The organism is uncultured Ferrimonas sp., from assembly GCF_947489035.1.
GTDB lineage: Bacteria > Pseudomonadota > Gammaproteobacteria > Enterobacterales > Shewanellaceae > Ferrimonas.
This window is the reverse complement of the sequence record NZ_CANLCI010000009.1, coordinates 51,678-63,966: the sequence shown is the minus strand read 5'-3', so window position 1 is coordinate 63,966 and position 12,289 is coordinate 51,678. Positions and strand designations below refer to the sequence as shown.

At 56.3% G+C, this 12,289-nt stretch carries 9 protein-coding genes; 6 read left to right on the top strand and 3 right to left on the bottom strand.

All coding sequences use genetic code 11. The features are described from left to right. The first annotated feature begins 54 nt into the window (after positions 1–54). Positions 55–654 carry a LysE/ArgO family amino acid transporter gene (locus tag Q0796_RS07625; protein ID WP_298441675.1) on the top strand — a complete coding sequence of 200 codons (600 nt, stop codon included), beginning with the start codon at positions 55–57 and terminating at the stop codon, positions 652–654. Here the strand turns inward: Q0796_RS07625 and Q0796_RS07620 are convergent. Further along, positions 651–1,529, bottom strand: coding sequence for a LysR family transcriptional regulator (locus Q0796_RS07620; RefSeq protein ID WP_298441673.1), 879 nt, complete (start codon positions 1,527–1,529; stop codon positions 651–653). The two genes, Q0796_RS07625 and Q0796_RS07620, sit on opposite strands and share 4 nt — an antisense overlap. A gap of 192 nt (positions 1,530–1,721) precedes the next feature. Between Q0796_RS07620 and Q0796_RS07615 the strand changes: the two genes are divergently transcribed. Beyond that, on the top strand, positions 1,722–3,638 hold the full coding sequence (locus Q0796_RS07615; RefSeq protein WP_298441672.1) for a DNA topoisomerase III: 1,917 nt from the start codon (positions 1,722–1,724) through the stop codon (positions 3,636–3,638). A 110-nt stretch (positions 3,639–3,748) separates the two neighbouring features. Then, positions 3,749–5,119 carry a class II fumarate hydratase gene (locus Q0796_RS07610; RefSeq protein WP_298441670.1) on the top strand — a complete coding sequence of 457 codons (1,371 nt, stop codon included), beginning with the start codon at positions 3,749–3,751 and terminating at the stop codon, positions 5,117–5,119. 583 nt (positions 5,120–5,702) lie between these two features. On the opposite strand, the gene Q0796_RS07605 is transcribed toward Q0796_RS07610, so the two are convergent. Then, entirely contained in the window at positions 5,703–6,404 is a 702-nt protein-coding gene (locus tag Q0796_RS07605) for a Crp/Fnr family transcriptional regulator (protein WP_298441669.1), read from the bottom strand. A gap of 300 nt (positions 6,405–6,704) precedes the next feature. Here Q0796_RS07605 and hflK point away from each other — a divergent pair, with 300 nt between their 5' ends. The 3 genes from hflK (at position 6,705) to acnA (ending at position 11,552) form a co-directional block, all read left to right on the top strand. After that, complete coding sequence (gene hflK / locus Q0796_RS07600; protein WP_298441667.1) at positions 6,705–7,769, top strand: FtsH protease activity modulator HflK; 1,065 nt, start codon at positions 6,705–6,707, stop codon at positions 7,767–7,769. Continuing rightward, positions 7,766–8,770: a protease modulator HflC gene (gene hflC / locus Q0796_RS07595; protein ID WP_298441666.1), complete on the top strand. Its 1,005-nt coding sequence runs from the start codon at positions 7,766–7,768 to the stop codon at positions 8,768–8,770. Before hflK ends, hflC begins: the two co-directional genes overlap by 4 nt. Positions 8,771–8,834: 64 nt before the next feature. Then, the gene (gene acnA / locus Q0796_RS07590; RefSeq protein WP_298441780.1) at positions 8,835–11,552 is read left to right on the top strand and encodes an aconitate hydratase AcnA; all 2,718 of its coding nucleotides are present in this window, start codon (positions 8,835–8,837) and stop codon (positions 11,550–11,552) included. Positions 11,553–11,806: 254 nt separating this feature from the next. On the opposite strand, the gene Q0796_RS07585 is transcribed toward acnA, so the two are convergent. Then, entirely contained in the window at positions 11,807–12,289 is a 483-nt protein-coding gene (locus Q0796_RS07585; protein WP_298441664.1) for a PAS domain-containing protein, read from the bottom strand.

The window sequence follows — 12,289 nt, the reverse complement described above, 5'->3', positions numbered from 1 at the left end:
TGATAGTAAACGCTGTTCTTGGAACGGCGTTTTTTTATGTAAAGAGGATCTGCAGTGAACGCAATAGTGGCCGGTTTCAGTTTAGGGTTATCGCTGATTTTAGCGATCGGGGCGCAAAATGCGTTTGTGTTGCGCCAAGGGGTGCAACGCCAGTATCTGTGGATGGTATGCACCATTTGTGCAGGCTCGGACGCCATTTTGATCAGCGCCGGGGTATTTGGTTTTGGCGAGCTGATAGAGCAAGTGCCGCAATTACTGCAGTGGGCCAAGTTTGGCGGAGCCGCGTTTCTGCTGGCCTATGGCTTCTTCAGTTTTCGCAGTGCCTTTACTCAGCGTCACAACCTAACTGCCAGTAAAAACGGTCAACAAAGCCGTTGGCAGGCGGCACTGGCCTGCTTGGCGTTTACTTGGCTTAACCCCCACGTTTACCTTGATACCGTGGTGTTGCTGGGCTCGGTTGCGGCTCAGTTTCAAGGGCAGCTTGAGCTGTTCGCACTGGGTGCCATCAGCGCTTCTTTTGTGTTTTTCTACGCTCTTGGCTTTGGCGCTCGGGCGTTGTCGCCGTTGTTTTTGCGCCCCCGCGCTTGGCAGGTGTTGGAATTTCTTATCGGTACCGTGATGTGGGCGCTGGCGGCCCTGTTGCTGCTGGGTTAAGTCGGCTGCAACGCTTGGCTAAAGCAATGGGTTAACAGTTCAATGCGAGCGGCGCTCACTTGGTAGCGCCGTTTGACTAAATAGATGGTTTCTTCGATGGGGGTCTCGAGCGGCCAGATCTTAATTTTGTCCTGTTCGGCAAAGGCACGCACCGCATGCAATGGCAACACGATAAAGCCCAGTCCCAGTGCCACCGGCTCTAACAGTAAGCCAATTTGGTTGGAAAATCCCCGCCGTGGAAACTGCTCAATCTGTTCAAATTGCGGGTAGTTCGCCGCTAACAGCAGGTTGGCGTGGTGACGGCCATCGGGGTGATCCAGATAACCCAGCTGCATCAGGCTGTCCCAACTGACGTCGTGGCAATTTGCAGGGGTAACTAAACAAAGGGCTTCGCTGGCAAAGGGCTGACATTGCAGTTCCGGCAGGGTGCTGGCGCGGGTCATCAAGCCCAGATCCAAGTGGCGTTCAGCCAGTTGCCGTTCAATGCCGTCGTTGGGGGCAAATTGATACTCAATTTGCAGCTGGCTGTGCTGCTGTTGCAGGGTCAAACTGATGGGGTACAGCTTCAAACCAACGCTGCCCGGCGAAGCGATCCGGCACCGCCCTGCATGGGGATCATCTTGGCCAAGGCTTTGCTCTAATTGCGCCAGTTCAATCAAACTTTGCCGCGCTTGGCGATACACCTGCTCACCGGCTTCGGTGAGCGAAAACTTTTTGCCTTCACGCAATAGCAGCGGCTGGGCGAAATGCTGCTCTAATTTGCGGATCTGCTGGCTCACCCCCGGTTGGGTCATCGCCAGTTTTTCTGCGGTACGAGTGAAATGACCGGTTTCGACCAAGGTGCAAAACGTTTGTAACCAATCCAAATTAACCATGCTGTACCGTTATGATTTTTTATTTAATGAATAACATGCTGTAGTTATTGTCGGAATTTCCGGCCCAAGCTGCAAGGCAGAGGTGGGCAAAAATGGCAGCAAGCTCGAAGCATGGTTATTTATACAGTGTTTTGTTGCCGCGCCGAGTGGCTAACGGTACTCTGTAGCCACTCCAGCAGCCTGTGATTATCAATGAAACGCCTGATTATTGCCGAAAAACCCAGCCTAGGCCGCGCCATTGCCGCGGTGTTACCCAAGCCCCATAAAAGTCACCAAGGTTACATTGAAGTGGCCAATGGCGATTGCGTCACTTGGTGTGTCGGCCACCTATTAGAACAACTGAATCCCGACGAATACGATGAACGCTACAAGCAGTGGCGGCTGGATACCTTGCCGATCACCGTTGACCAATGGCAATTAAAGCCACGCAAAGGGATGAGCCAGCAGATCGGGGTGATCCGCAAGTTGCTGAAGCAAGCAGAGCAGGTGGTGCACGCGGGCGATCCGGATCGAGAAGGGCAGCTGCTGGTGGACGAGATGCTGGATTTTTTGAAGCTTAGCGGTGCCCGTAAACAACAGGTGCAGCGGTTACTGGTAAGCGATCTAAACCCTGCGGCGGTAACAAAAGCGCTGCAGCAGCTTAAACCCAACCGCGAGTTTGCGCCGTTGTCGGTGTCGGCCTTGGCGCGCAGCCGCGCCGATTGGCTTTACGGCATGAACATGTCTCGCGCCTACACCTTGCTGGGCAAGCAAGCGGGCTACGGCGGGGTGTTGTCGGTGGGGCGGGTGCAAACCCCAGTGCTGGGGCTGGTGGTGCGTCGAGATCAGCAGATCGCCGATTTTGTTCCCAAGCCGTTTTATCAATTGGATGCCATTATTCCCCACGAGCAACGGCAGATCCGCGCCCGCTGGCAACCCAGTGACGCCTGCAGCGATTGGCTGGATGAAGAGGGACGCTTGTTGGCGCGCAAACTGGCGGAACACGTAGCGGCGCGGATCATCAACCAACCGGCGCAGGTTAAGCTGAGTCAACACAAGCAAAGCAAGCAAATCGCGCCATTGCCCTATTCGTTATCGGCGCTGCAGATCGATGCCTCTAAGCGCTTTGGCTTGTCGGCACAGCAGGTGCTGTCGGCGGCGCAGAAACTGTACGAACAGCATAAGCTCATCACCTATCCGCGCTCAGATTGTCGCTATCTGCCCAAAGGCCACCTGGCCGATGCGCCCAAGGTGATTGCCGCCATCGCCAGCAATGACAGCGACTTAGCCAAGGCAACCGGCGGCGCAGATCTGGGGCAAAAGTCGCGCTGCTGGAACGACAGCAAGGTGTCAGCGCACCACGCCATTATCCCCACCCCCAAAGCCGGTGGCGGTAATCGCCTTGGTGCCGATGAAGCCAAGGTGTATCAACTGGTGGCGCGGCAATACCTGATGCAGTTTTATCCCGCCGCCGAGTACGCGGAGAGCAAACTGGAGTTCGAGATCGCCGGTGGCCGCTTTGTGGCCAAAGGCAAGCAGCTGCTCAAGCCCGGTTGGCGCACGCTGTTGGGGCCAGAAAAAGAGAAAGAGAGCAGCTATGTGCCGTCACTGACCGAGGGGCAGCAGTTGCTGTGCACCGATGCCCAAATTAAAGACAGCGTCACCGAGCCGCCCAAAGCCTTTACCGAAGCCACCTTGCTGCAAGCGATGACTGGCATTGGCCGCTTTGTGCAAGACAGCAGCCTAAAAGCGATCTTAAAAGAGACCGATGGCCTTGGCACCGAAGCGACTCGGGCTGGCATCATTGAGCTGCTGTTTAAGCGCCAGTTGCTGCAGCGCCAAGGCAAAAGCATCCACGCCACCGTTGCCGCCAACGCCTTGATTGGTGCCTTGCCGGACAGCGCCAGTTACCCCGATATGACCGCCCAATGGGAAAGCCAGCTGCAACAGATGGCGGAAAAACAGATAGCCTATCAGCCCTTTATGGCAGCACTGGAGCAGAGCATCGCCGCCTTGATGACCCAAGTGAAAAGCGGCGATGTGCCAGCTTCCCTGCGTCAACTGCCTAAGGTGGCACCAACCAAATTTAAGCGTAAGCGCCGAGCCAGCCCCAAAGCGAAAAAGGGCTAGTCGTTAGCTCAACACGCCATGGCCGCTAGATATCCTCGAATAGCAGCGCTGCCAGCACCGCTGCAGCTAGGGTTAAAGGTAGCGACTTAAGGCGGTAGCAGAGGTGCACCATGGCTGACAGCAACTATCGAACCGAGACCGATCCCATGGGCGAGGTTTTGGTTCCCATCCACGCCCTTTACGGCGCCCAGACTCAGCGGGCAGTCAATAACTTTACCCTTAGTGGCATCACCATGGCACCGGTGTTTATCCGTGCCTTGGCGTTGATTAAGGGCGCTTGCGCCCACAGCAACGCTGAACTCGGCCTGCTGCCGGCTGCGGTGGCACAGGCTATCTCGCTGGCGGCGGATGAGATCAGTTTGGGGCGCTACCAGCCGCAGTTTCCGGTGGCAGTGTTTCAGACCGGATCGGGCACCAGCAGCAACATGAACCTCAATGAAGTGATCGCCACTTTGGCCTCGCGTCAACTTGGGACAGCGGTAAGTCCTAACGACCAAGTGAACATGAGCCAGAGCTCTAACGATGTGATCCCTAGCGCCATTCATCTAAGCGCGGCGCTGGTGCTGACAGAGCAGCTGCTGCCAGCGCTGGATCATCTCATTGCGGTGATTGCACAAAAAGCCAACCAGCTGACTGAGGTGGTCAAGACTGGCCGCACTCACCTGATGGATGCGATGCCACTGACCTTTGGCCAAGAGCTGGGCGGCTGGCAGGCACAGTTGCAACAGGCACGGCAACGGCTTACTGCGCTGCAGCCGCACCTGCAGCAATTAGCGCTGGGGGGCACCGCGGTCGGTACTGGGATCAACGCCCCCGCTGGTTTTGGCCAGCGGGCCTGCAACCAGTTGGCGCGCAAAACTGGCCTAGCTTTGACGCTAACGGATAACTACTTTGCGGCGATCAGCGCTCAAGATACTGCGCTGGAGCTAAGCGGTCAGCTGAAAACCCTGGCGGTGGTATTGATTAAGATCAGCAACGATCTGCGTTGGTCCAACAGTGGCCCGCTGGCGGGCTTGGGGGAGATCCAGTTACCAGCGCTGCAGCCGGGCAGCAGCATGATGCCGGGCAAGGTTAATCCGGTGATCCCCGAAGCGGTGGCGATGGCGGCGACACAGGTGATCGGCAACGACACCTGCGTCACCTTGGCGGCGCAGTCTGGCAACTTTCAGCTTAACGTGATGCTACCGCTTATCGCCCATAACCTGCTGCAAAGCCTTGAACTACTCAGCAACAGTGCGCGCTCGCTGGCGGATAAGGCGATCGCGGGCATGACCATTAACCAACACCGTATTGAGCAAACCTTAGCCCGCAATCCGGTGTTGATCACCGCGTTGAATCAGCTGCTTGGCTACGACCAAGGGGCAGCCATCGCCAAGCAGGCTTACGCCGAAAATCGAACCGTATTGGATGTGGCCATTGAAATGACCGACATCGACCCACAGCGGCTGGCCAAGCTGCTTGATCCCCATGGCTTGGTTTAACTGGACAACAGGACGCACAAATGTACGTCCAAGGTGCGATAGCGAACCGACAACGGCTGAAAATGGGCAGATAGTGGCTCTTCCTGCAGCCGACAATATCGCCGGTGGCGGGGCGATATCGAGGTTAAAATGGACAAGTCACCTGAAGTGAAAAAAGCCACCGTAGCGGCCCCAAGGGCGCCCGGCGGCAAGGTCTTTAGTCATAAAGGCCAGCCAAGTAAGAAAGGCAGTAACCCTGCTGAGCAGCGCCCAAAACCGGAACCATCTAAGGCTTAGTCAGCAACAAACTAAGCCTGAATAGAGAAACTGGAATGGCGATAAATGGCATCGTTAGCCTAACGTTTAACGTGACAACTTATCGCAACAAGGTGCTGATATTGGGCTAGAACTGCGCTATGGGACGGCAGCGTCAAGCGAGAAATGGGCTGCTTTCCCCCACCAATATTGACCGTTATCGAGGCCATCGCACTTCAGCGACACGCCGAGTCACGCCCCTAGCCACAGCTCAGTCAACACTCAGTCACCCACCAGTCAACGCAGAAGCAGAGCCAAGACGCTGGTTTGCTGCTGGTTTAAAGGCTGATCACCAAGATAACAATCGATCCGATTCCTTCTTAACCACCGCGTAGCATTCGCAACACAGCGCTTCAAGTCGCGGCCGGTTGAGCACGGTAATGTGGCCACGGTGATATTCAATCACCCCCAGCTTCTGTAACTTACCTGCTGCTTCGGTCACCCCTTCACGGCGTACCCCAAGCATGTTGGCGATCAACTCCTGCGTCATGATCAATTGATTTCCCGGCAGCCGATCCAGTGACAGCAATAGCCAGCGGCACAGCTGTTGGTCGATGCTGTGGTGCCGATTGCACACGGCGGTTTGCGCCATCTGGGTAATAAGAGATTGGGTATATCGCAGCAGTAACAACAACAGATCGCCGTGGCGGTCAAACTCATCTTTAAGGCGCCGTGCCGACAGTTGCAAGGCAGAACCGGCACTTTGCACTAGGGCGCGGCTGGGGGTGCTGCCACCGCCCATAAATAAGCTTATGCCCACTAGCCCTTCATTTCCCACCACCGAAATCTCGGCAGAGGAACCATCTTCCATCACATTGAGCAAAGAAATAATCGCATCGGTAGGAAAGTAAACCTGATGCTGGGTTTCGCCAGACTCGTACAACACTTTGCCCAGTGGCAGCATAACCGGCTTGAGATAGGGAAACAGCCGCTGCTGCACCTTGGCCGGCAACGAGATCAATAAACGGTTTTGTTGTGCACACAAAGACATTGGTGCTACCCAAGCTGAGAACGAAAATCATCGCTGCCAAGCAGCAACAGACTCTTGCTGCAGTACAGTCCCATATCACTGGGCTCGCAAGCTGCTGAGCGGATAAATCGGCGTTTGTGTTCGATAGCGAACCGACTCGGCCCCCGTTGCGGCTGTAGCCTGTGGCTTAGATTGCATCGATATGTCATTGCAATGCCTGACCTCACTATACCTCTGCAGTGATCAATCCAGCGCAATTGCAGCGTGCCGCGAGCGGCGCGAGAGATCCAAGGTGCCGTGCTAGCAAAAGCGAGAACAGTAATGGCGAATCAAGGCAACAATGGCGGTCAGCAAGATCCCTGGGGCGATAAGAACCAAGCGGATCAGCAGCTGGAATTGGTGATCACTAGGTGGTTGGCGCGATTGCAGCTCGCCTCACCCAAGGGGCGTCGTTCTGGTTTTGCACTGCTGCTGGCGTTGCTGTTTGCCATCTACACCCTCTGGACCGCCTACTACACCGTGCCCAGCGACTCAGTGGCGGTGGTGCAACGCTTCGGCAAATATATCCACGAAGTACCGCCAGGGCTGCATTTTAAGCTGCCTCTGGGGATGGATATTGCCACCATTGTGCCAGTTAAGCGTCAGCTTAAGCAGGAGTTTGGCTTTGCCACCCCCGGTGCCAACGATCCCTATCAAAGCCCCAGAGCGCGAGATCAAAAGCGGGAAACCCAGATGGTGACCGGTGATCTCAATGCCGCCTTGGTGGAGTGGGTGGTGCAGTATCGCATCGCCGATCCGGTTAAGTTTCTGTTTGAGGTGCGCGAGCCCGCGGAAACCCTGCGCTATGTGTCGGAATCGGTAATGCGCGAAGTGGTGGGGGATCGCACCGTGGACGAGGTGATCACCGTTGGCCGCCAAGAGATAGAGATTGAAGCCCTCGCCAAGATGCAGCGTCTCTCTACCAAATATGTGATGGGCATTAGCATCGACCAAGTGCAGCTGAAAAACATCAACCCACCCCTACCAGTGCAAGACTCCTTCAATGAGGTTAACCAAGCCCAGCAGGAGAAAGAAAAGCTGATCAACGAGGCACGGCGGGATTACAACAAGGTGATCCCGCTGGCAGAAGGTGAGAAAGATCAGCGGATCCGCGAAGCCGACGGCTACCGCCTCAAACGAATCAACGAAGCTGAAGGCGATGCTGCACGCTTTAGCGCCTTGCTGGCTGAATACCAAAAGGCGCCAGAAGTGACCCAGCGGCGGATCTATATCGAAACCTTGCAACAGGTGCTGCCGGGGATAAAAACCAAGGTGATCGTCGATCAGCAGGCCGGTGGCGTGTTGCCGCTGCTAAACCTCACTCCAACCAGCGAGATAAAGCCATGAGTAGAATTAAGTGGGTTGGCGTAGTGATGCTCACGGTAGTGGCCCCCTACCTGCTGTACAGCTCGGTCTATACCGTCAGTGAAGTGGAGCAGGTGATCATTACCCAATTTGGTAAGCCGGTGGCAGAGCCGGTAACCGAGGCGGGTTTGAAACTGAAACTGCCGTTTATTCAAGTGGTGAACGCCATCGATAAACGGGTGCTGGAATGGGACGGCAATCCATCGGATATGCCCACCAAAGACAAACTTTACATCTCTGTGGATCTGTTTGCCCGCTGGCGCATCACCGATCCGCTGCAATACTTTTTGCGGCTGCGGGATGAACGCAGCGCTCAGTCTCGTTTGGACGACATTCTTGGCAGCGAGACCCGCAACGCCGTTGCCAAGCACAAACTGATAGAGATAATCCGCACCACCAAAGATCGGGTACCGCTGCGTGACGCCCTATTGAGTGGCGCCGAACGCACCGCAGACAGCGCCGCTTGGGTGGCGATCCACAAGGGGCGTAAGCAGGTTGAAGAGGAGATCTTCGTGGAGGCGGCGGAAAAAGTGCAGGTGTTCGGCATTGAGCTGCTCGATATTCGCTTCAAGCGCATCAACTACAACGAGAGCGTACGCCCGAAAATCTATGATCGAATGATCAGCGAACGGCGCCAAATTGCCGAACGATTTCTATCTGAAGGTAACGGCGAGGCGGCACGGATCCGCGGGGATCGGGTGCGGGAACTCAACAAAATTCAATCGGAAGCTTACCGCCAAGTGGAGGAGATCCGCGGTGAGGCCGATGCCAAGGCCAGTAATATCTATGCTCGGGCCTACAATCAGAGCCCAGAATCCGTGACGTTCTACCAATTCACTCGGAGCTTGCAGGCGTATAAGTCGGTGATAACCAAAAATACGACTCTCGTTATCTCTACCGACAGCGAGTTGTTCCAATATCTGCAGGGGATGAGCCCAGATCCACTCGAGTCAACGGCGGATCAAGCTGAGCCGCCGCAGTGATCACCACGAACAGGGCGTGACCAACCGCTTGGCGCGCACCACCGGTTTAGCGCGAGGGCTAGTCATGACCGATGTACCCAACCACCGCCGCCGACTGTTACGAACCTTCAAGGTGGGTAACCAGAGCTATCAATACTATTCATTGCCTGCTGCCAACACCTTGCTGGGGGATCTGACGCGGTTGCCCTTTGTGATGAAAATCGTGTTGGAGAACCTGTTGCGGCACGCCGACAGCGAGCAGAGCTGCGAGGCTCAGATCGAAGCGCTGCATGATTGGTTAAAGCACGGCGGCTCGAGCAAAGCGATCGGTTTTATGCCAGCGCGCATTCTGATGCAGGATTTTACTGGGGTGCCAGCACTGGTGGATCTGGCGGCGATGCGTGATGCCCTCGCCGAGGCCGGGGGCGATCCGGGCTTGATCAGCCCGCAAATCCCAGTGGATCTGGTGATTGACCATTCGGTTACCGTGGATCGCGCTGGCGACAAGGTGGCATTCGCCGACAATGTGCGCCAAGAGATGGCGCGCAACCATGAACGTTACGCCTTTTTGCGCTGGGGACAGGCGGCCTTCGACAATGTGCGGGTGGTGCCACCGGGCACTGGGATCTGCCATCAAGTTAATCTGGAATACTTAGGACGGGTAGTGTGGACGCAGCCACTTGAACACGGCATGCCGCTGGCCTATCCCGATACGCTGGTGGGCATGGACAGCCATACCACCATGATCAATGGCCTTGGCATTCTGGGGTGGGGCGTCGGCGGCATTGAAGCGGAAGCGGCGATGCTGGGCCAGCCCATCAGCCTACAACTGCCACCGGTGGTTGGGGTCGAGCTGAGTGGCCAGTTGCCGCCGGGCAGCACCGCGACCGACTTGGTGCTGCGCATAACCGAGCTGCTGCGCCAACAGGGCGTAGTGGGCTGCTTTGTTGAGTTTTTCGGTAATGGAATACGCAACTTAAGCCTGCCGGACCGCGCGACCATCGCCAATATGGCACCGGAATATGGCGCCACCTGTGGGATCTTCCCCATCGACGCGGAAACTCTGCGTTATTTAACGCTGACCGGTCGCAGTGCGCACCAAGTGGCGCTGGTGCAAGCTTATGCGCGGCTGCAGGGGCTGTGGCATGACGCGCTGACGCCACGGGCGAGCTACAGCGTGATGCTGCAACTTGATCTCGCCAGCATCGACCCTTGTGTTGCCGGCCCAAGACGCCCCCAAGACCGGCTGGCGCTGGCGGATGTGGCTGCGGCGTTCCAACTGTTTGCCGAATCACAGGGACGGTCGGTTGCGGTGCCGCCGAAGGCACACTCGGTGCGCGGTAAAACGCATACTTTGCAGCAGGGATCGGTGGTGATAGCCGCCATTACCAGTTGCACCAACACCTCTAATCCGGCGGTGATGGTGGCGGCGGGTTTGCTGGCCCGCAATGCGCGCCAGCGTGGACTGCAGGTGGCGCCATGGGTCAAAACCTCGCTGGCGCCGGGCTCTAAGGTGGTGACCGATTACCTGGTGGCCGCGGGCTTGCAAGCGGATCTGGATCATCTGGGCTTTAATCTGGTCGGCTACGGCTGTACCACCTGCATTGGCAATTCCGGGCCGCTGGATCCCGCCATCGCCGAGGTCATTGAGCAACAGCAGTTGAGCGTCTGCGCTGTACTGTCCGGCAATCGCAATTTCGAGGGGCGGATCCACCCTAATGTCGCCGCCAGCTTCTTGTGTTCGCCGCCATTAGTGGTGGCTTACGCGTTGGCAGGGCGGGTAGATATTGATCTAGCCACCGAGTCTCTGGGCAAAGATCCAAGCGGTAAGCGGGTCTACCTGCGCGATCTCTGGCCCGCCGCCGAGGAGATAAGCGCCACCGTTGCCGCCAACGTGCATCAGGCACAGTTTCAACAGCGATACGCCAAGGTGTTTAGTGGCGATAGCGATTGGCAGGCGCTGCCACTGAGTGACAGCCAACGCTATCCTTGGGATCAGCGCAGCAGCTACGTTCGCCGTCCAACCTTCTTTGATGCACTGCAACCCACGCCAGCGACGGTGGAAGATATTGTACAGGCGCGGATCTTGGCGCTGCTGGGTGACAGCGTCACCACTGATCATATCTCTCCCGCTGGTGCCATTGCCCAAGACAGCCCTGCAGGGGCCTATCTGCTCAGCCGCGGGGTTGAGATCGCGGCATTTAACTCCTATGGCAGTCGCCGTGGCAATCACGAAGTGATGCTGCGCGGCACCTTTGCCAATCCACGGTTGCAAAACCTGATGACGCCGCAACAACAGGGTGGGGTGACCCGACTGGTGCCCTCATCGGAGGTGGTCAGCATTTTTGCGGCGGCGCAGTGCTTTCGGCAACAGAGGATCCCATTGGTGGTGTTTGCTGGGGCGGAGTACGGCACCGGCTCTTCCCGTGATTGGGCAGCCAAAGGCACCTATCTGCTGGGCGTACGGGCGGTGATTGCCCAAAGTTTTGAGCGGATCCATCGCTCTAACCTGATTGGCATGGGCATTTTGCCGCTGCAGTTGCAACCAGATCCCAGCGGCAATGCGCAAACTCTCAGTGGTGATGAGTGCATTAGCATCTGCGGCTTGGCTGAGCTGAGCCCTGGTTGCCAAGTCGATATTAACGTTGAGCTCGAAGGGGCTGCACCTTGGGTCATCAGCACTCGCTGTCGCATCGATACCGCCGATGAACTGCGCTTCTTTCGCCACGGCGGGATTTTGCCGTGCCAACTGCGGCAGTTGATGGCGCAGACGGTGAGCAGCAGCGGCACCGAGTCACCATGATGTCAGTTAAGATCCGCCAGAGCAGTCGTTGAATACTTGCCTAGCTGAACTGCAGCTAACGGCTCGCACTTCGCTGTTAACTCACTCGATGGTCGCCATTATGGTTAGATAGCACTGAATTTTGGCCAAAAAAATGCCGCCTAATGCAGGCGGCGAAAAAATTCTTGCAGGGAGATGATGATTCATTCAATAAGTCAGACCGAGTGGATTTAATTTGGTTCCCTGCAATTTGGTTTTTCTTTAAATAATTGTCATTAACTGGCTCGGCGGCGGATTTTTTCAACGTTTTGCGGCAGCTTTCGCTCCAGTACTTCGCTGATCTGCACCAGTAACAGCGGCTGTTCGGCTTGCAGCTGCGACATCGGGCTAACGGAAAAACGCATCTGTAAGCGCTGACCATTACGGTGCAAGATGGGCAGCAATACCCCGCGACTCTCGATCTGTTCAGCTAAAAACTCGGCACAACCGGCTTGCAGTGCACGCGGAAGCATTTTTAGCATGTTGTGGTTGATCAGCTCGCCACTGCGATAGCCCAAACTTTTGGCTAACGCCGGTGAGATCCCAACAATGTTTTGGTGTTGATCAAGCATGGCAAAACGCACTTGTTTCATCGGTTTGGCCTGCAGAAGATCGTTTTGGCGCTGCAATTGGCGCTGCAGATTGTAGTGTTCGCTGATGTCTCTAAATACCCCAATGTAGTAACTCTCACCGTTGCGGCGCTGTTCGGCCAGGCTCAA